Source organism: Lacrimispora sanguinis, assembly GCF_044987295.1.
GTDB lineage: Bacteria > Bacillota > Clostridia > Lachnospirales > Lachnospiraceae > Lacrimispora > Lacrimispora celerecrescens_B.
This window is the reverse complement of the sequence record NZ_CP173277.1, coordinates 2239168-2259300: the sequence shown is the minus strand read 5'-3', so window position 1 is coordinate 2259300 and position 20133 is coordinate 2239168. Positions and strand designations below refer to the sequence as shown.

24 protein-coding genes are annotated in these 20133 nt (G+C 43.1%); 21 read left to right on the top strand and 3 right to left on the bottom strand.

What is annotated here, in order from left to right; all coding sequences use genetic code 11:
* Window positions 1-45 precede the first annotated feature (45 nt).
* Genes ACHZES_RS10515 through ACHZES_RS10490 form a run of 6 tightly spaced genes read left to right on the top strand, consistent with a single transcriptional unit; the run spans window position 46 to window position 8106 of the window.
* Window positions 46-912 (top strand): DegV family protein, encoded by an 867-nt coding sequence (locus ACHZES_RS10515; RefSeq protein ID WP_038280989.1) that lies wholly within the window; start codon window positions 46-48, stop codon window positions 910-912.
* A gap of 27 nt (window positions 913-939) precedes the next feature.
* Complete coding sequence (locus ACHZES_RS10510; RefSeq protein WP_038280987.1) at window positions 940-2382, top strand: cell wall metabolism sensor histidine kinase WalK; 1443 nt, start codon at window positions 940-942, stop codon at window positions 2380-2382.
* A gap of 17 nt (window positions 2383-2399) precedes the next feature.
* Window positions 2400-3389 (top strand): GerMN domain-containing protein, encoded by a 990-nt coding sequence (locus ACHZES_RS10505; protein ID WP_038280985.1) that lies wholly within the window; start codon window positions 2400-2402, stop codon window positions 3387-3389.
* A 53-nt stretch (window positions 3390-3442) separates the two neighbouring features.
* Window positions 3443-5839, top strand: a complete 2397-nt coding sequence (locus ACHZES_RS10500; protein WP_395548029.1) for a DNA internalization-related competence protein ComEC/Rec2 — start codon at window positions 3443-3445, stop codon at window positions 5837-5839.
* A 37-nt stretch (window positions 5840-5876) separates the two neighbouring features.
* Entirely contained in the window at window positions 5877-6848 is a 972-nt protein-coding gene (holA, locus tag ACHZES_RS10495; RefSeq protein WP_038280982.1) for a DNA polymerase III subunit delta, read from the top strand.
* Window positions 6849-6903: 55 nt separating this feature from the next.
* On the top strand, window positions 6904-8106 hold the full coding sequence (locus tag ACHZES_RS10490; protein WP_395548031.1) for an AI-2E family transporter: 1203 nt from the start codon (window positions 6904-6906) through the stop codon (window positions 8104-8106).
* A gap of 87 nt (window positions 8107-8193) precedes the next feature.
* On the opposite strand, the gene ACHZES_RS10485 is transcribed toward ACHZES_RS10490, so the two are convergent.
* Genes ACHZES_RS10485 through ACHZES_RS10475 form a run of 3 tightly spaced genes read right to left on the bottom strand, consistent with a single transcriptional unit; the run spans window position 8194 to window position 9396 of the window.
* Window positions 8194-8376, bottom strand: coding sequence for a DUF6774 domain-containing protein (locus ACHZES_RS10485; protein ID WP_038280980.1), 183 nt, complete (start codon window positions 8374-8376; stop codon window positions 8194-8196).
* Window positions 8377-8435: 59 nt separating this feature from the next.
* Window positions 8436-8897: an ImmA/IrrE family metallo-endopeptidase gene (locus ACHZES_RS10480; RefSeq protein ID WP_334290958.1), complete on the bottom strand. Its 462-nt coding sequence runs from the start codon at window positions 8895-8897 to the stop codon at window positions 8436-8438.
* A 16-nt stretch (window positions 8898-8913) separates the two neighbouring features.
* Window positions 8914-9396 (bottom strand): helix-turn-helix transcriptional regulator, encoded by a 483-nt coding sequence (locus tag ACHZES_RS10475; RefSeq protein ID WP_353655143.1) that lies wholly within the window; start codon window positions 9394-9396, stop codon window positions 8914-8916.
* Window positions 9397-9731: 335 nt separating this feature from the next.
* Between ACHZES_RS10475 and ACHZES_RS10470 the strand changes: the two genes are divergently transcribed.
* From ACHZES_RS10470 to ACHZES_RS10400, 15 genes are read left to right on the top strand one after another with little or no spacing between them, the layout of a single operon-like run.
* On the top strand, window positions 9732-9854 hold the full coding sequence (locus ACHZES_RS10470) for a hypothetical protein (protein WP_395548032.1): 123 nt from the start codon (window positions 9732-9734) through the stop codon (window positions 9852-9854).
* Entirely contained in the window at window positions 9847-10260 is a 414-nt protein-coding gene (locus ACHZES_RS10465) for a DUF6838 family protein (RefSeq protein WP_395548033.1), read from the top strand. Before ACHZES_RS10470 ends, ACHZES_RS10465 begins: the two co-directional genes overlap by 8 nt.
* A 10-nt stretch (window positions 10261-10270) precedes the next feature.
* The gene (locus ACHZES_RS10460; protein ID WP_395548034.1) at window positions 10271-10471 is read left to right on the top strand and encodes a hypothetical protein; all 201 of its coding nucleotides are present in this window, start codon (window positions 10271-10273) and stop codon (window positions 10469-10471) included.
* Window positions 10465-11763, top strand: a complete 1299-nt coding sequence (locus ACHZES_RS10455; RefSeq protein ID WP_395548035.1) for a phage tail sheath family protein — start codon at window positions 10465-10467, stop codon at window positions 11761-11763. Before ACHZES_RS10460 ends, ACHZES_RS10455 begins: the two co-directional genes overlap by 7 nt.
* 16 nt (window positions 11764-11779) lie before the next feature.
* The gene (locus ACHZES_RS10450; RefSeq protein WP_395548036.1) at window positions 11780-12253 is read left to right on the top strand and encodes a phage tail tube protein; all 474 of its coding nucleotides are present in this window, start codon (window positions 11780-11782) and stop codon (window positions 12251-12253) included.
* 22 nt (window positions 12254-12275) lie between these two features.
* The gene (locus ACHZES_RS10445; RefSeq protein WP_395548037.1) at window positions 12276-12704 is read left to right on the top strand and encodes a phage tail assembly chaperone; all 429 of its coding nucleotides are present in this window, start codon (window positions 12276-12278) and stop codon (window positions 12702-12704) included.
* A gap of 14 nt (window positions 12705-12718) precedes the next feature.
* On the top strand, window positions 12719-12886 hold the full coding sequence (locus ACHZES_RS10440) for a hypothetical protein (RefSeq protein WP_395548038.1): 168 nt from the start codon (window positions 12719-12721) through the stop codon (window positions 12884-12886).
* Window positions 12887-12945: 59 nt separating this feature from the next.
* Window positions 12946-15372, top strand: a complete 2427-nt coding sequence (locus ACHZES_RS10435) for a phage tail tape measure protein (protein ID WP_395548039.1) — start codon at window positions 12946-12948, stop codon at window positions 15370-15372.
* On the top strand, window positions 15372-16040 hold the full coding sequence (locus tag ACHZES_RS10430; protein ID WP_395548040.1) for a LysM peptidoglycan-binding domain-containing protein: 669 nt from the start codon (window positions 15372-15374) through the stop codon (window positions 16038-16040). The genes ACHZES_RS10435 and ACHZES_RS10430 overlap by 1 nt, the downstream gene beginning before the upstream one ends.
* A 10-nt stretch (window positions 16041-16050) precedes the next feature.
* A complete protein-coding gene (locus tag ACHZES_RS10425; RefSeq protein WP_395548041.1) occupies window positions 16051-17007 on the top strand; it encodes a hydrolase in 957 nt (318 codons plus the stop codon).
* Window positions 17000-17314 carry a DUF2577 domain-containing protein gene (locus ACHZES_RS10420; RefSeq protein ID WP_395548042.1) on the top strand — a complete coding sequence of 105 codons (315 nt, stop codon included), beginning with the start codon at window positions 17000-17002 and terminating at the stop codon, window positions 17312-17314. Before ACHZES_RS10425 ends, ACHZES_RS10420 begins: the two co-directional genes overlap by 8 nt.
* 16 nt (window positions 17315-17330) lie before the next feature.
* A complete protein-coding gene (locus ACHZES_RS10415) occupies window positions 17331-17732 on the top strand; it encodes a DUF2634 domain-containing protein (protein ID WP_395548043.1) in 402 nt (133 codons plus the stop codon).
* A complete protein-coding gene (locus tag ACHZES_RS10410) occupies window positions 17732-18787 on the top strand; it encodes a baseplate J/gp47 family protein (protein ID WP_395548044.1) in 1056 nt (351 codons plus the stop codon). The genes ACHZES_RS10415 and ACHZES_RS10410 overlap by 1 nt, the downstream gene beginning before the upstream one ends.
* Window positions 18780-19697, top strand: a complete 918-nt coding sequence (locus tag ACHZES_RS10405) for a putative phage tail protein (RefSeq protein ID WP_395548045.1) — start codon at window positions 18780-18782, stop codon at window positions 19695-19697. The genes ACHZES_RS10410 and ACHZES_RS10405 overlap by 8 nt, the downstream gene beginning before the upstream one ends.
* 15 nt (window positions 19698-19712) lie before the next feature.
* A complete protein-coding gene (locus ACHZES_RS10400; protein ID WP_395548046.1) occupies window positions 19713-20126 on the top strand; it encodes a phage tail protein in 414 nt (137 codons plus the stop codon).
* Window positions 20127-20133: the final 7 nt, after the last annotated feature.

Here is a 20133-nt window from a genome sequence, read left to right as displayed (position 1 = left end):
TTTATGCGCCTGGCTCATTGCCTGCAGAAATAAAGGAGAACAGAAATGAAAGTAGCGATTGTAACAGACAGCAACAGCGGAATTACCCAAAGACAAGGAGAGGAAGCTGGGATTTACGTAGTACCCATGCCATTTATGATGGCGGAGGAAACGTTTTATGAGGATATCAGCCTGACACAGAAGGATTTCTATGAAAAACTGGAGGGAGGGGTAGATATATCCACCTCTCAGCCATCTCCGGCCGATCTTTTGGATCTGTGGAACGGACTGTTAGAAGAATATGAGGAAATTGTACACATTCCCATGTCCAGCGGTTTGAGCAGTGCCTGTCAGACTGCCATTATGCTGGCGGAAGATTATGAGGGAAAGGTATTTGTCGTCAATAATCAGAGGATTTCTGTCACTCAGAGACAGTCAGTTCTGGAAGCGAAGAGAATGGCAAACGAAGGAATGACCGCGGCTGCCATTAAGGAAAAGCTGGAAGAGACGAAAATGGAATCTACCATTTATATTACCCTGGATACGCTGGAATATTTAAAAAAGGGTGGAAGAATCACTCCGGCAGCGGCTCTTTTGGGGACATTTTTGAGGATCAAACCGGTTCTTACCATTCAGGGAGAGAAGCTGGACGCCTTCGCCAAGGCAAGAACCATGAAGCAGGCAAAAACCATGATGATTACGGCTGCGAAAAAAGATATGGAGGAACGATTTGGCGATCCGGAAGGAAACCGTACCAGTATTGCCATTGCTCATTCCAACAATGAAGCGGCTGCCATGGAATTTAAGAAGGAGCTGGAGGAGGTTTTTCCAAATACAGGAGAAATCTACGTGGACAATCTTTCTTTAAGCGTATCCTGCCACATTGGGCCGGGAGCGCTGGCCATCGCATGTACGAAAAGGTTGGATGTATGACAGGAATAAGGTTGGAGGTGCAGGGTCATGTTGCAGATAAAGCTTTTTAATCAGAAACATGCCATAAGCCTGCGGGTTACCCTGATTATAGCCCTTCTGGTGGTTGGAACCATTCCGGTATTTATCCAGAATTCCGTCATGCTGGGTACTTACCGGCAGAACCTCATTGAGTCCAGAATGCAGGACATCCAAAACCAGTGCTGGATTTTAAGCAACAAAATGACAAGGATCGGGTACCTGACCATGGAGCCAAGGGACCCGCTTTTAGATAATGAAATGTCCGTAAAGGCAGATATGTTCAATGGACGGATTGTGGTGGTGAACCGGAATTTCAGGATCATCAGCGATACCTTTTCCCTTTCTGTGGGAAAGCTTAATATATCTGAGGAGGTTCTCCGCTGCTTTGACGGAGAAAACAGCAGCAAATATAATTCTGATAAACATTATTCGGCTCTGACGATACCTATTTATTCCAACAGCCAGGAAAAGGAAATTGCCGGGGTTATGATTGTGACGGCGTCTACGGAGGATTTGCTGAACCGGGTTTCTGTGGTATCGGAAAAGGGAGCGTTTCTTCAGCTTATGATCTTTTCCGTCCTGGCAATTTTTGTGGTTTTTCTCGCAAAATTTATGATGAAGCCCTTCCGGGAGCTGCAGCGGACGTTAAACAGAGCCGCAGAGGGGGATATGGACGAGAACATCAGTCCCTATGCTTATAAGGAAACCATGCAGATTACGGAAACCATTAACTTAACTCTTAAGAAGCTAAAGGCAGTGGACCAGTCCAGGGAAGAATTTGTGTCAAATGTTTCCCATGAACTGAAGACTCCGATCACATCGATCCGGGTGCTTGCCGATTCTCTGGTGGGAATGGAAGATGTTCCGGCAGAACTTTACCGGGAATTTTTAAGTGATATATCCGATGAAATAGAGAGGGAAAATAAGATCATTGATGACCTGCTGTCTTTAGTCCGCATGGACAAGACTGCTGGAGGAAATTTAAACATTGCCCAGGTGAATATCAACGGTCTGATGGAGCTGATCTTAAAGAGGCTGCGCCCCATTGCCGGAAAACGCAATGTAGAGCTTACCTTTGAAAGCATTCGGGAGGTCACCGCCGATGTGGATGAGATGAAGCTGTCCCTGGCTTTAAGCAATCTGGTGGAGAACGCCATCAAATACAATGTAGAAGGCGGCTGGGTACGGGTGACCCTTGACGCGGACCATAAGTTTTTTTATGTAAAGGTAGCTGATTCCGGAATCGGAATTTCGGAAGAGTTCCAAGAGCATGTGTTTGAGCGGTTCTACCGGGTGGATAAGGCCAGATCCAGAGAAACAGGAGGCACAGGCCTTGGTCTGTCCATTACCAAAAAAATTGTGCTGATGCACCAGGGAGCATTGAAACTTCAAAGCAAAGAGGGCGAGGGAGCCACATTTACTGTACGGATTCCGCTCACGTATATTTCTTAGAAACAGGAGGCTATTAGATGAAACTGAAACTGCTAAGGAGGGGGCTCCTTTTCCTGGTGTGCTTTCTATGTCTGACCGGCTGTGGAAAAAGAGAAGGAAAGGGAACGGAAACCATTGAAGATGTGTATAAGATTTACTATCTGAACTCTGCCATGACAAAGCTGGAGCCTCAGGATTATCACATGACTCAGAAACCGGAAAATGACTTGGAAGATGTGACGGACTGGAGAATCAGGAATCTGATGGAGCAGCTCCGGACAGTGCCTAAGGACTTAGACCGGCAGGCAGCGGTACCGGATAAGGTGGGCTTTGAACGCTACAAGCTGGAGGACACGGTCCTATATCTGTATTTTGACAACAATTATGCCATGATGAATGGGACCAGAGAGATTTTATGCAGGGCTTCCCTGGTAAGAACACTGACTCAGGTAAAAGGAGTGGATTATGTTGCCGTGTATACTGCGGAACAGCCCCTGATGGACAGCTCCGGAAGTCCGGTAGGGCCTATGGCTAATTCTGATTTTATTGACAACATCAGCAACGTCAATTCCTATGAGAAGACAGAGCTGCCCTTGTATTTCTCTGATGATACCGGTGAGAAGCTGGTGAAAGAGACAAGGGAAGTGGTGCATAACGTAAACACATCCTTAGAAAAGCTGGTCATTGAACAGCTGATCGCCGGACCGGGAAGGCCGGGGATGAATCCGACTCTGCCGAAGGATACAAAGCTTCTTAATGTGTCGGTCAATGAAAATATTTGTTACATTAATTTTGATTCCGCATTTCTTAACAACACCCTGGAGGTAAAGGAATATATCCCGATTTATTCTATCGTGAATTCCCTGGCTGCAGCCTCCTCCATTAATAAGGTGCAGATTACGGTAAACGGTTCACAGGAAGTCATGTTCCGTGATTCCATTTCCTTGAACCAGCTTTTTGAACGCAACCTGGATTACAATGCGGAAAATGAGGAAGTATCCAGTGATATAGGAGGAACAGAACAATAAAACGCCCATTATGTCTGATCGCAGGGGGATTTGTACTTGGAGAGACTGCCGCTTTGCTGGTTTTGACATCCTGGCTTTTGGTTCCGGCTTTTTTAGCTGCCGGGATTGTTCTTTATGGTTATTGGAGAGGCAGAAACCGGCTTTGGGTTCTTTTGCCTCTTCTTTTTTTATACCTTGGTGCGGCCCGGGCCGGATACGATTGCAAAAGGTGGGAGGAAAGGGAAAGAACCATCGAGGAGCTTTCCCTTGATTTTGTAGAAACAGAGGGAAGGGTTTCTTCTTTTGAAGAAAAGAATGGATCTCTTCAGATTGTTTTAAAGAATACTAAGGTATGGAAACAGGAAACCTGCTATTTAGTCCCAGGTCTGATGGTGTCTGTGAAGCTTTTAGGGGAGCCGGGGACAGACACGTTGTTATATCCCAAAAGAACTGGTGATAATAAGGATATAAGTCTGCGTCTGGGGCAGCTCCTCAAAGTGAAAGGAGAGGTACAGCCTTTCTCATCGGCCAGGAATCCGGGAGAGTTTGACAGCAAGGGATATTATAAGGGACTGGGGATTGACGGAAGGTTTCTTGGGAAGGAGCTGGAGATTCTGGATCCAAGAGAAGATCCTCTTTTAGATGGAATACGCCAGGTCAGGGAATGGGGTCGCTCCCTCCTTTATAAGTATACATCCAAAGAAGATGCCGGCGTATTAACAGCCGCTGTTCTAGGGGATACAGGCGGGCTTCCGGAAGATATTAAATCTTTATATCAGAAGAACGGAATTTCCCATCTTCTTGCAATCAGCGGAATGCACATGTCCTTTCTTGGTCTTTCTTTTTACCGGATTTTAAGGAAAACCGGTCTGGGCCTTGGAAGCGCAGGTTTGGCGGGAGCTGTCCTGGTTGTTTTGTACGGGATCTTAACAGGCAGCGGTCCTTCGGTGGTGAGGGCTGTGATTATGATGTCTGTTGCATTTCTGGCCTCCTATCTTGGAAGGACCTATGACCTTTTAACTTCTGCTTCCCTGGCTCTGCTGCTTCTGGGACTTAAGTCACCTATGCTCCTTATGAATGGAGGTGTACAGCTGTCCTTTGGAGCTGTTTATGCAATCGGAGGGGCAGGGCCCATACTTGAAAAATGGCTTGGAAGGAAAAAATTTCTGTCTGGTGCTATCTCCACAGGAGTGGCGGTACAAATGGTCACTATGCCGATTACACTATATCATTTTTTTCAGATTCCCTTCTATGGACTGTTTTTAAATCTACTGCTTATACCACTCATGGATTGGGTGGTTTGTTCCGGAATCGGCATTATCTTTCTTGGAAGCTTCAGTCCCCTTCTTGGGATCGGCGCGGCAGGAACAGGACATTACATACTAGCCTTTTATGAATGGATCTGTAAAAGCATGGAAGGGCTTTCTGGATACAGTCTGACCTTTGGCAGGCCGGAATTCGGGCGTCTTGCAGCTTACGGTCTTATTCTGTTTGCAGGGCTGGCCTGTTTGAAAGTCTGGGAGAAGTATGAGGAGAAAAGAACCGGTGAGAATAAGGAAGAGAAAAAGAAAAGGAGCTTCTATGGATTAAAGGTTCTTACTTTGGCAGGGATGTATTGCTTTTGTATTCTGTTTTTGAAGCCCGGCCCTGTGAAAGGTCTGGAAACGGTGTTTCTTGATGTGGGACAAGGGGATGGCATCCTGCTGCGGACAGGAAGGTCCGCGGTTTTAGTTGATGGAGGAAGTTCTTCTAAAAAATCACTGGGCAAATATTCTCTGGAGCCTTGTTTAAAAAGTATGGGAGTACCTGTGATTCACTTTGCATTTATCAGCCATGGGGATCAGGACCATTTAAGCGGTGTTGCCTATCTTTTGGAAAATAGTGAAGATATAAAAATTGAAAATCTCATGCTTCCCTATCATGGAAGGGAGGATGAGGAAATAAAGAAACTGGAAGAGCTTGCAAAGCGGCAGGGAACCAATGTGATTTATGTGGCAGGAGGGGATCAGGTCCAGGTAGAGGACCTTTTAATTACCTGCCTGTATCCGGGAATAGAAGACCGGCCGGAAACGACCAATGAGGAGTCAGAAGTATTAAAAATGGACTATGGAAACTGCCGTATGCTGTTTACGGGAGATATGGAGGAAAGAGGAGAAAAAGAGTTATTGGAAAGGCCCGGGGAAAGGAAGATGCTAGCGGATGTGAATGTGCTAAAGGTGGCCCATCACGGCTCGAAAAATTCTTCCGGGGAGGCGTTCCTCGACGCAATAAAGCCCCGGTGGGCAGTGGTGTCTTATGGAGTGGGCAATTCTTATGGACACCCTCATCAAGAGGTTTTGGATCGTTTAAAAGAGAGGGAAACCGAGGTTTTCAAAACAGGAGAAGGAGGGGCCATTATGATGTGGACCGATGGGGAGAAGATCCGATTTGAAAGTTTCGTTGACGGGGAGAAATTCTCCCGGTATAATTAGATGGGATAAAAAAGTCATGCCAGAAAGGGAGGATACCATGCAGACGCTGACTCAGGATATTAAAAATCACAGCTTTAAGCCGGTCTATCTTCTATATGGAGAAGAAGCCTTCTTGAGAAACAGCTATAAAAATCAAATGAAGGCAGCCATTACGGCAGGCGATACCATGAACTTTAACCAGTTTGAAGGAAAAGGGATCGATGTGCGGGAAATCATCAGCCTAGCAGATACCATGCCTTTTTTCGCGGAAAAACGCCTGATCCTGGTAGAGAACAGCGGCTTTTTAAAATCGGCTTCTGATGAAATAGTATCTTATCTGCCCCAGATGCCGGATACCACCTGCCTGATCTTTGTGGAATCAGAGGTAGATAAGCGAAGCAAGCTGTTTAAAAAGGTGAAGGAACTGGGTTATGCGGCTGAAATGGAACGCCAGGATACGGCCCAGCTTGCCAGATGGGCAGGGACTTTGCTTTCCAGGGAAGGAAAGAAGATCACAGGACGTACCATGGAATTGTTTCTTCATATGACCGGAGATGATATGGAAAACATCCGTATGGAACTGGAGAAGCTCATAAGCTATACTCTGGGAAGAGAGATAATAACGGATGAGGATGTAGAAACCATCTGTACCGTTCGGACAACCAATAAAATCTTTGATATGGTGGCGGCGATCGTGAACAGAGAGACCAAAAAAGCCATGGACCTTTATGAGGACTTACTCACATTAAAGGAACCTCCCATGAGGATATTGTTTCTGATCGCCAGGCAGTTTAATCAGATTCTGCAGGCAAAGGAGCTGATGGGGAAGGGAATGGATAAGGGCGGCATTGCCTCGAAGCTTAAGATCCCTCCTTTTGCAGCAGGAAAGATCATGCCTCAGGCAAGGACTTTTTCCAAAGATCAGATTCTATCTTATGTAAACTTGTGCGTAGAAACGGAAGAAGCAGTTAAGACCGGTAGGTTAAATGACCGAATGGCAGTGGAATTGCTGCTGACACAAAAATATTAGGGTTTAACGATTAAACTAGTAAAATTTGGTTAATTATCTTGGAAAGGAGGGCAGGATGGAAGAATTATTGAAAAAAAAGCAGATAAGGGTATTTTTATCAAGGCTGCTGCTTGCCATGCTAGTTATTATATTTTATAAAATTGTTATGAACGTTTCAGATGTGATGATTTGGCTTAAGTCATTTACTAAGGTACTTATTCCCTTCTTTTATGGATTTGTCATAGCATATCTGCTGAATATCCCATGCTCTGCGCTGGAACGGCGCTTAAACAGGTTTAAATCTGGTCCGTTTCAAAAAAGTTCCAGAGGGATCAGTGTTTTTATTATTTATGCTTTATTTATCTCTGTTGTTGTTCTGGTCATAAACAAGGGCATTCCCCTTCTTCAGAGAAGCATATTGGATTTTATAACAAACTTTAATACTTATTATAATAACGCAATAACGGCTATTGAACAGCTGCCGCTGGAAAAGTTTGGCTTATCGGATAAGCTGGAAGAGATTTTGCCAACCCAGACTGCCTGGAAAAATGTGTTGGAGGGAGTCGGCTTAAAAGAGGTAATGGGCTCGTTAAATGCTGTCTTGGGAGTTACTTCCCATATTTTCAGCGGATTTATTACAATTGTATCTTCCGTGTATTTCCTTCTGGAAACTCATAATGTTACATTCCAGATAAAGCGGCTCATGGATTTGTTTCTTCAAGAAAACATCAGAAAAGTAGCTTATAGGTACGGAACCATAATAAATGACAGCTTTAAGAAATTTATTGTCTGCCAGCTTTTAGATTCTCTGATTTTATGTACGATTACCACCATTGAATTTACCATACTTGGTTCCAGGTATTCGCTGGCGCTTGGGGTTATGCTGGGTATCTGTAATATTGTACCTTACTTTGGATCAATTTTTGGCTCCATTGGCGTTGTTATTATCATTGCGTGTACAAGCGGTATCAATACAGGTGCGATTGCTGGACTGGTTTTACTTGTTACGCAGCAGATTGATGGGAATGTGATACAGCCAAAGCTTATGGGAAACTCATTTTCCTTAAGCCCGGCTTTGATCGTTATAGGAATCACTGTAGGTGGCGCCATGGCCGGGATATGGGGAATGGTTTTGGCGGTACCCGTTGTTCATATATTTAAGACAATTGCCGGAGATATCATTGCGGCCAGAGAAAGAAAGGTTCGGGAAGCTCATACAGCCCCGATCCCAGTAAGTGTGGACCCTTCCCCGGAGGGCTCTTCCAGTCATTTGGATTAGGGTGTAAGAAAGGAGTGCTGCTTTCATAGATAATTGTTTGTCTATGGAAGCAGCACTCCTTTCTTTATGGACCGGGTTTTCATTTCATTAGTTGGTATCTTTTTCCTCCTCGTTATCACAACAGAGATCCTGAAAGGCTGAAATAGTGCTCAGTGTGTCACCAAGCTGTGAGAATATGGAACTTATCAAAGCGATTTCATCGGCAGACCGGCCCTCGGCGATATGGCAGGCCAGGGTTGATATAAGCACTACTAGTTCGCAGGGTTGCATAAATATATCACCTCTGGATAGTATATGTGGCAGACGGGCGGTAAGTCAGAAAAAATCTCTTACACTAACTTATAGATGTTTAAAGGTTCAAAAAGTATCAGATAATCGTCTTTTTGCATTCCTTTTCCGTATATGGCCTGATAGCAGTGAATGGCTTCCAGCAAAAACTCTTCCGTTACATCTAAATGTTCTGCAATTTCGAACCCATTCCGGCATCCAGCTTCTTTTGCCGCAACCAGCTTATCTATGGTTATCATCTTATTGTAAGCCCAAAGTCTTGCGGTACGTTCCTGCTTCTGGTTGGATACATCAGACTGATCCAGAATGTCGCCGGTGGTGGTATGGTAATGTCCCAGCTCTTCCGCCAGAACGCAGGCCTTTTGACAGTCTGTCATATCCTGGCGGATCAGTATCTGGGTACCCTTTATCCTGCCGTCATTGGCTATCAGCGGCCGTTCCTTTATGATGATTCCGTGGGAATCCGCTTCTTCTAATAAAGATTCATAGTTCAAATAAATCACCTCAATGAGTTATTTCTCATTCATCAAAAAAGGCATCATCATGCTGTTTCATTTCTTCTGTCACTTCAATGTCGGTCCGTTCATGGGCAGCTACCGGCTCCAGATAGGCTCTGCTGTCAGTATTTAAAATCTTAACCGGGCTTTGGCTTTTTACATACTCGGGGATATGAACCATTTCCTTGATACGTTTTAATGCTTCCATTTGCCCTTTCTCATTTAAACGGTGAAAATTCTCAATCAATTCTCCTGCATATTCCCCGAAACGGCCGCTGATATAATCAAAAGCAGAAGCAGTATCGCTTTCCCAACCCATGAGATAGGCTGGGGTTGTCCTTAAGGCATTGGCGATTGCTATGATTTTCGACTGGGGAAGCCCTCTTCCGTCTACCTCGATTTTATTAATGGAAGAACGGGATTTATAGCCGGCCTTTAACGCCAGTTCTTCCTGTGAGATTCCAAGCTCTTCCCGTCTTCTTTTAATAATCTGTCCTATTTCCACAGGATCACCTCCATAGCAGCATTATATCACGGTGTAGAATAATGTTCAACAAAATTTCAAATTGTTGTTGACATATATAGGACATAGTAGTATGATAACGATTGTAGACGATATGACTACAAAGGGAAAAGAGGAAAGTATGAAAGATACAGTTTAGCTGATTGACGAAATCAAGAAGTCCGAACTGAAAAGGGTCGAGCTATAGCAGAACTGGGTATTTCAAACGGACAAAAGACTATGTAGGTTGTTGAAGAATACATTATTGCAGGATAAGTATTTTTTTGCCCGCAGCGTAGGCAAAATGACTACATACATAATGGGAAAAGGAGAGTCCTATGAAAGTAAAGGAACAGGGAAAGGTAAGGAGCCCGACAAAAAAGGAATGTATCTGTTATAGGCAAGGGCAGGTGCCGGAGGGAAAGGATGGAATAATAGGAAAGGAGGGATTACATGTATAACGAAATCATGGATGGAGTTATCAAACGGTTGAAAGAGCTCTTTCCGGAAGCCAGGATCAGTTCAAGTCCTTATGGGGAAGGCATTGTTGAACCTTATTTTGAGGTCGGACTTTTAGAAACATTTGAAAAGCCAGTGAATGGGCAGCGTTATTTCCGCAGCATAAGCATGTATGTATCATATTACTGCCAGGATTCAGAACAGCCATCTAGGGACAGGTATCTTGTTCTGGATGTTTTAATGGACAAGCTGGAATACATTACTCTGGAAAACGGCTCTTTGATAAGAGGTAGCAGCAGAAAGGGGAAATTTGAGGGGGAGGCCTTAAACTTCCTAGTGGATTATCAGGTCTACATTTTAAAGAACAGGGAGTCAGAAGAAGTTATGGAAGATATTAAATTAAAATGAAAGAGGTGTTATGGTGGCAAAAAAGAACGTAAAAGAAACGGATGAGGCCATTGGTGCACGTTACACGAAGGATCAGCTGATCCGTTCAGAAAAGTATCGTAATCAGAGGGACTTATTAAGTGCTTTGCTTGACGGTAAGAAAGTATATTCCGTAGAAGAAGCAGAAGAAATCATGAATCAATTTATGAAAGGAAGGGTGAAAGTATGTTAGGTGGAGGAAATTTTACAATTCAAAATAAAATATTTCCTGGTGCATATATCAATTTTGTAAGTACCGCTTCGGCTGGGGCATCCATGGGAAACCGGGGGGTGGCAGCAATCCCTATGGTTCTTGAATGGGGACCGGAGAAAGAGGTATTTGAGGTTACAGCAGAGGATTTCCAGAAAAGGTGCAAAGAAATATTTGGCTATGCAATGGATGATGCGGCTATGCTTCCAGTCAGAGAACTTTTCCAGAATATGACGAAAGGAATTTTTTACCGCTTAAATACAGGGACACATGGGGCCAATGAATATGGTACGGCAAAATACTCTGGTAACAGGGGAAATAATCTGATGACCATTATTACAAAAAATGTGGATAATGCTTCAAAATTTGATGTGAAAACCCTGTTTGCGGGAAGAGAAGTTGATTGTCAGACAGTTGCAGAGGCAAAAAATCTGATGGATAACAGTTATGTTATATTCAAAAAGGATGCCGAATTGGCAGAGACCGCAGGACTTTCATTTACAGGAGGGGCTAATGGCGCTGATGTGACAGGAGAGGATTATGCAGAATTTCTGGATAAGATGGAAAGTACCTCCTTCCAGATTCTTTGCTGCCCCTCTGCTGACGGAAAGGTAAAGGCTTTGTTTGCAGCATTTACAAAACGTATGAGGGATGAGGCTGGTGTGAAGTTCCAGACTGTATTACACCAGTATTCCAAGGCTGATTACGAAGGTGTTATCTCCGTTGAGAATGAAGCGGAAGAATCAGCCTCAGGCCTTGTTTATTGGGTAGCAGGCGCAGAAGCTGCATGTCCTGTCAACAAGACCATTGAAAATAAAGTTTATGACGGGGAGTATACCGTTAAGGCTTCTTATACCCAGGCTCAGCTTGCAGACTCGATAAAGGCAGGTAAACTTATGCTTCACAAAGTAGGAAGCGAAATCAGAATTTTGACGGACAGTAACACCTTAGTTACTTACACGGAGGAAAAAGGGGAAGATTTCTCTAGCAACCAGACGGTACGTGTTCTGGACCAGATTGGAAATGACGTTGCTTCTCTTTTCCATACACGTTACCTGGGTAAAATTTCGAATGACGATGCAGGGCGGGTAAGTCTTTGGAATGACATTGTTACATATGGAAAACAGCTGGCGGTGCTAAGGGCGATTGAAGCTGTAAATTCAGAAGAGGTTACTGTGGAAAAGGGACAGGGCAAACGGTCCGTTGTAGTGAACTTCCCAGTGAGACCAATTAATTCCATGAGCATTTTATACATGACAGTAATTGTATCATAAGAAAGGGGTAATGAACATGAATAATATTACAATGGACGCATGGGACGCGATCAGCGCTACAAAAGCAGAGTGCTATATCACAATCGGAAATGAACGGTATAATTTTATGCAGGCATTGAATCTGGAGGCTAAGATTGAAAAGGTAAAATCAGAGATCCCAATTCTGGGACGAGCCATGAAAGGGAATAAGACCGTAGGAATGAAAGGAAGCGGATCAGCTACTTTCCATTATAATACAAGTATTTTCCGGGATATTTTATACAAGTTCCAGCAGACCGGAAATGATATCTATTTTGATATCCAGGTGACCAATGAGGACCCTGCTTCCAGGGTAGGCCGTCAGACTGTGATTTTAAAGGATTGCAACTTAAATGGAGGTATTATTGCCAAATTTGATGCAACTGGAGAGTACTTGGATGATGAGTTTGAATTCACATTTGAAAGCTGGGAAATGCCTGAAAGATTCAGTAATCTTGCGGGAATGCAGTAAAAGAAGAAAGGAATAAAAGGATATGGGAGATTTAAGTTGTTTTTTAAGCCAAAATGCAGTTAAGGCGGAGCATGAAAAATTTATTGCTTCCAAACGTTTTTTAGGGCCGGGGAAAAAACCGGTGGAATGGGAGATTAAAGCCATTACCTCTAAAGAAGATGAAGCCTTAAGAAAAGAGAGCACGAAACGGGTTCAGGTAACAGGAAAAAAGGGACAGTATACCCAGGAGACCGATTATAACCTTTATCTTGGGAAGCTGGCAGCTGAATGTACGGTTTATCCTAACCTAAATGATAAGGAATTACAGGATTCCTATCATGTAATGGGAGCAGATGGACTTTTAAAGGCCATGCTGACTGCAGGCGAATACGCAGGTTATCTGGAACGAATTCAGCAGGTAAATGGTTTTGATATCACACTGGAAGAGCAGGTTGAAGAGGCAAAAAACTGATAGAAGGAGGTGATATGGAAGCAAATATTGCTTACTATTGCCTCCACAAGCTCCACAAATGGCCCCATGAGTTTCTAAGCCTGGACCGGTATGAACGGGCGTTTGTTATGGCAGCGGTACAGCTTAAGCTGGAAAATGATAAAAAAGAGGCTCAAAAGACGAAGAGTGCCAGGAGAGGATAGAAGAATGGAAGAGCACCTTTTAGGGTGTTCTTCCAAAAAAAAGAAAGGAGGGAAAGCGTTTGGCAACAATACAAAATTCAATACAGCTTCAGGATGGAGCCTCCTCCGTATTAATGAAAATCAATCAGTCAATCAATATGACTAGCCAGTCCTTTCGAAAATTCCAGATGGCGGCAGGTGGTTTTATGGGTCTGCAAGGGATGTCGGCTTCCATAACAGATATTCAGAGTATGGGAATTCAGTTTGAACAGGTCACTGAAGTAATCGTACAGGCCAAGGAAAAGCAGGAAGAGTTAAATAAAACCATTGATGATGGCAAGGGCAAACTCCAGGAAATGAAGAAACTCTGGGATAAAGCATTATCTGGTTTAGGTAAGATGGGAATCAACACCAGTCCTGTGGATATATTCAACCAGGCAAATGATATAAAAGCAGCCGGAAATCTCATACAGTCCAGGACCGGAATGCAGGGGCAGGATCTGGATTTGGCAAAGCAAAGTGCTAAAAATCTATATGTGGATAACATAAGCGGCAGTCCTGAAGATGCAGCAAAGAGTTTATCTTCGGTTCATCAGATGACTGGTCAGACAGGTGATAGCCTGGAGCAGCTTACAAGAGCAGGATTGCTCCTTGAAGACACCTTTGGTTACGGCCTGGCAGACAGTATCCGCACTGCAGGAGTGCTGCAGGAGAGGTTTGGAGCTACCGGTGCTCAGTCATTAGATTTAATCGTACAGGCAACCCAGGCTGGACTTAATAAAAACGGGGAACTGCTTAATTCGATCAATGAATATTCTTCACAGTTTAAAAACTTAGGCTTTGAAGGGGCGGAAATGTTTAACATGCTGATTAATGGAGCGCAGAATGGAGAAGTATCAGTCAGCACTTTAGGTGAGGCTGTAAAGGAATTTTCATCAAGGGCTGTTGGCGGAGGAAAGGACGCTCAGGAAGGTTTTTCAGTTTTGGGACTTGATGCGGCTAATATGACAGAAGCATCTGGAAGCGGCGGTGACACAGCCAAACAGGCATTCCAGCAGACCATTGCCGCTTTAAGCAGTATGGAAGATCCTGTCAGAAGAAATATAGCAGGAATGAAGCTGTTTGGCAGCGCCTGGGGAGAGCTTGGCAGTGAAGGAATTATGGCATTGTCCAACTTAGATGAATCTGTAACGCTGTCAACGGAACACCTGGAAGAATTAAATAATGTGAAATACAACGATGCAGCCAGCGCGCTGAGTTCTTTGACTAAGACCGTCAATATGGGGCTTGCTGGTCCCATGTCCGGTCTCGTAGTAAGTATAACAGAAAAATTAAATGATTTTACTGCAGGATTACAAGGGAATATAGGAGAAGCCAACGGGATTTTTGGTTCTATCGGCGTTGTTGCCGGAGCTGTAGGAAGTACCATCACAGATAATTGGTCTATCGTTGAACCTATTTTATGGGGGATTATAGCCGCTTTGCTTGTTTATAATTCTACTTCAACATTGAAAGCAATTTGTGATTTTGCTGGTGCAGTAGCAACTACGGCAATGACAATAGCACAAAAAGGTCTGAATACAGCATTTGCGGAATGTCCTCTTACCTGGATTATCATGTTGATCATTATTTTAGTAGCACTCTTCTATGCAGGTGTAGCAGCTGTTAATAAATTTGCCGGAACATCTTACAGTGCTACTGGGTTGATATGCGCAGCGTTTGCAGTTGCAGGAGCATATATTGCTAATAACTTAATGGGAGTATTAGAAATTGGTTTTGGGATCATTGAGTATTTTTACAACGGCTGGGTTGCTTTTGCAAACTTTTTTGGGAACCTGTTTAACGATCCGGTATCATCAATCATATATTTATTTGCAGATCTGGCAGATGGAGTACTTAATATTATACAAAAAATAGCAAAAGCCTTGGATTTTATTTCTGGTTCTCATATGGAAGACACTATAAAAGGTTGGCGGGATGGTTTGTCAGACATTGCCGATGAGCTTGCTGAGAAGTATGGAAATGGAACGTATGAAGTGAAGGCTGACAAATTGGATATGGATAAGACACTTGCTGATTTCGGGATTGACTTCAATCGGTTTGGGTTAAAAGATTCTGCCCAAAAAGCGTATGCAGGTGGGGACAGAGCAGAAGATACTGCAAAGAAAAGATTTGAAGACATTAAAGAAACATTTGACAGGCATAATCAAAATTCGGGTTTTAATCCGTCGGATGCGGCCGACAGCATTGCCCAGAGTACCGGAGATACTGCCATGAATACGGCAGCCATGGCAGACTCAATGGATATCATGGATGAGGAGCTGAAATATATGCGGGATGCCGCAGAGCAGGAAATCATTAACCGCTTTACACTGGCGGAACTGAAGGTAGATGTAAATAACAACAACACCATAAAGAATATGACTGATTATGATGAACTGAATCGAAGGCTTGGTGATGCTACCAGCGAAATTCTTGCTTCGGCTGCGGAAGGAGTGAATTTTTAATGGCATATGAAGTTTATATTGACGATATACTTCTCCCACTGCCTCCGGAAAAGATCCCTGTCAAGTATAGCGGGCAGAACAAGACGGTAAACCTGGTAAACGGAGAAGAGATCAATTTGGTCAAATCCTTTGGCCTCGCTGAAATAAGCATTGATGTAATCATTCCACAAATGGATTACCCCAGTGCGGTCTGGGATGGAAGTATTGACAGTGCGGAGGATTTTCTGGAAAGACTTCAGGATTTAAAGGAGGGCCAAAGCCCCTTTGAATTTACCGTTATCCGGCAAGGGATGGGAGGCAACAGTCTATTTGATACCAGCATGGATGTAACTCTGGAAGATTATAAGGTTACAGATGATGTGAGTGAGGGACTTGATCTTATTGTCTCCCTTACAATGAAGGAATATAAAAGTTATGGAACTAAAATAATGAATTTTACCATTGTTGAGGAGAAGCAGGAAATAGAGTCTGGGCAGCAGGAAGAGGAACGCCAGGGGGAGCCGCCGCCAGTAAAGAACTATACGGTTGCAAAGGGAGACTGTCTATGGTCCATAGCGAAAAAACAGCTTGGCAACGGGGGTCGGTGGCAGGAAATCCATAATCTGAACCGGGACAAAATAACAAATCCAAACGTTATTTATCCAGGACAGGTTCTCATTATGCCATAGGAGGTAGAAAATGGAAGCACATTTATATATCCAGAACGGCCAGACCGTATACGAACCGGTAGTGAAAGGAGCTATTACCTGGGAAACACAGCGCAGAGGGCAGCCAGGAAAGTGTTCTTTTACCCTGATCCCGGACAAACGACTCCAGATCGAGGAGGGCAATGCCCTCCGTCTGGATGCGGATGGGAAACCTGTTTTCTTTGGATTTATTTTTGAACGAAGCTGGAGCAGCGATGGAGAAATGAAGGTTACCGCGTACGATCAGCTTAGATATTTAAAAAATAAGGAGACTTATAATTACACGGATTTAACTGCCGGAGAGGTGATCCAGATGATAGCCAGGGATTATCATTTGAAAACGGGGGAATTAGAGGATACGGGAGACAGGATTTCCAGAAAGGAAAAGGATAAAACGCTGTTTGATATTATTTTGAACAATCTGGATCTTGCAATGATACATACGAAAAAACTGTTTACATTTTATGATGATGCAGGAAAACTCTCTCTGAAAAATATGGAGAACATGAAGCTTGACATCATGATAGATAACAAGACAGCGCAGGATTATGACTATAAGGTCAGCATTGACAGCGATACTTACAACCAGATCAAACTGTATTGTGACAACAGTGATACAAAGCAAAGAGAAATCTATATGACAAAGCACACAGAAAATATCAATAAATGGGGAATTCTCCAGAAAGATGAGTCTATTGATAAAGGGGCAGACGGCCAGGCCATAGCGGAAACATATCTGACTTTGTATAACCGCCCATCCAGGACCCTGACCATCAAGGATGCCTTTGGAGATATCCGGGTACGGGCAGGCTGCCTGATTCCGGTATTCCTTGATATAAAGGATGAGGGAATAAAAAATTATCTGGTAATCGAGTCTGCAGCCCATAAAATTGACGAGGGAATACATACTATGGATTTGACATTGAGGGGGGCGAAAGTCAGTGGCTGATGTAGAATGGATTGAAAATATAAAGCGGATCGTTATTCAGGCGGTTGAAGCAGGAGATCCATGTGACGTGATTCCGGGGACTGTAATAAAGGAAAATCCCGTTGAAATACAAATTGACCAGAAAACGATTCTATCCAAATCCCAGGTTATTTTGCCGAAGCAGTTTACAGATCATGGGGAAGTGATGAATATTCCTGGGGTCGGAGAGGTGACTGTAACCGTGAAAAATGGATTAAAAGAAGGTCAAAAGGTTCTTTTGCTTCAGAAAAGGGGAGGACAACAGTACGTGGCAATAGGCACATGGTAGGAAAGGAGGTGTTGCCATGCTTCCGGTGACAGGTAATATTTTGGAACAGGATTTTAAAATGGTACAGATGCCGTCAAAGACCTTTCGGCTGGATACGGAAAGAAAGCGGGTAATCGGAACGGTAGATGGTTTGGAGGCGGTAAAGCAAGCGGTTTTCTGCATTCTTAATACTGAACGGTTCGACTGGCTCATTTATAGCTGGAATTATGGTGTGGAGCTTAACGGCTTATTCGGGAAGTCAACAGGACTGGTAAAAGCAAAGATCAAAAAAAGAATCAAAGAAGCATTGCAGCAGGATGACAGGATTCAGAGTGTTGATACATTTTCCTTTGAAGATGATGGGAAAATCCTTCATGTAAGGTTTATGGTTCATACCACTTATGGTGAAATTATGATGGAAAAGGAGGTGAGTATTTAATGTATGAGGATATGACGTATGAAGTTATTTTGAGGCGGATGTTGGATAGAGTTCCAAAAGATCTGGATAGGAGAGAAGGATCCGTCATTTACACGGCTTTGGCTCCGGCAGCAGCAGAAATTGCAATTACGTATATTGAATTGGACCATGTTTTAAAGGAAATGTTTGCTGATTCAGCAAGCCGAGATTTTTTAATTCGAAGGGCAGCAGAGCGTGGAGTAACACCAAAAGCCGCTACATATGCAGAATTAAAAGGAGAATTCAATATAGAAATACCTATAGGCAGCCGTTTTTCATTAAATGTTTTTAATTACACAGCTGTAGAACGATTAGGTACTGGTGAATATAGAATGCGATGCGAGACAATAGGAGCAGCTGGAAACAGCAACTTCGGCAGGCTAATCCCTATTGAATATATAAAAGGGCTGACAAAGGCAGAATTGTCGGAATTATTAATACCTGGAGAAGATGAGGAAGAAACAGAGCGGTTTCGTAAGCGCTATTTTAATAGTTTAAAATCACAGGCGTATGGTGGAAATATAGCAGATTATAAAGAAAAGGTATCTGCAATTTCCAGAGTGGGAGGGGTAAAGGTCTTTCCTGCATGGGCCGGTGGTGGAACTGTGAAGCTGGTTATTATTGATTCATCTTATAGTATTCCTACTGCTGATTTGATTCAAGCAGTACAGGATGAAATTGACCCAGAGCCGAATCAAGGGAAAGGTTATGGACTAGCACCTATTGGCCATGAAGTAACAGTAGTTGGAGCAGAGGAGGAGAAAATATCTGTTGTAACTAATATTACATATCAAACAGGGTATGATGCTAGTCGGTGCTTTGGTGATATCAGTAATGCAATAGATGACTATCTTGCAGAACTAAACAAATCCTGGCAGGAGGTTAATGAAAACGTAGTGAGGATTTCCAGAATTGAAAGCAAACTGCTCGATGTGGAAGGAATACTTGATGTGTTTGATACAAACATCAATGGAAAAAGTGGAAATTATGTAATTCCATCGGACAGGATAGCTGTAAGGGGTGAAATTCATGTATGATCGGAGAGAAAATGATTTGAAATCTTATTTCCCGGACTACGTTAAGGAATTTGTTGAGTTTGACAGTATCGCCAAACTAGAAGCCAAAGAACTCAAAGTACTTTGTGATGGTTGTCAGGATCTTTGGGACGCTGGATTCATTTTGACGGCAGACTATCAGGGAATAAAGAAATGGGAGCTGTTTTTGGATTTAAAACCAGAGCCTCAATTTACTCTTGATGAGAGAAGATCAGCAGTTCTGGCAAATTGGAATTACCAACTCCCTTATTCGAAGAGTAAATTAGGTGAACAGCTAACAGCTTTGCTAGGTGAAGACTATGAATTATATATTTTTCATCATATTTATAAATTAAAGCTTGTGGTGAAGGAGAGGCCGATAACTGTCTTGAAAAGTATTCAAGGAATGATTCGGGAAATGATACCAGCCAATTTGGAGACGTTTTTTTTAAGCAAATATCAGGAAAATTATAATATTCAGACTTCTTGTAAAAATTCAATCCGCTACTGGACAGGCTTTTATCCTCGCTATAATCTGCCTCACTTATATTTGGACAATCAATGGTTATTAGATGGCAGCCGCAGGTTGAATGGGTATAACAGTGGAGAATTTATCGATTTTTATCCGATAAGATCCAGATTTGGGGTGAATGTTCCTGAATTTGTACAAGCGACAGAACGAATAAAAGTACCTATGGTAACTGTGGAGCGAATTACCACAGGTAATAATATTTTGAGATTTAGAACTGACTTAAGGGGAGATATACAATGCAAAGAGAAAGTGGCTTTTGCGTCTGAAACAGAGGAACAGGTAACAGCAGGTCCTACCCGCGTTATGAACGTAAATGTAGTGAATAACACTTGGAAATTAGATAGTAGGCGTAAGTTAAATGGTGGCTTATCAATTTTATAAGAGAGGAAGAGAAAAATGACAAAAACATCAAATGGAGTAATAACATCAAATGGAGTAATAACAACAACAGGCAGGAAGAAGTTCTGCAAGGCTCATGCCGGGGATATAACACTCCCGACTATCACGCACATGGCATGGGGAGACGGAGGCGTGGATGAAAACGGACAGCCTAAGAAAACAACAGGCAATGAAATTGGGCTTTACAATGAGTTAATGAAGAAAGAAATAGAAGCACATGCATACATAAATGATGCGGAATCGACATGCCGTTTTACTGCTACTCTGGATAAGGGCGAACTAACAGGAAGAGAAATATCGGAAATGGGGTTGTTCGATTCGGACGGCGATCTAGTTGCTTATCGGACATTTATGCGTAAAGGAAAAGATGCGGACATTCCTCAGATATATGATATGGATGAAATTTTTTAAGGAGGTT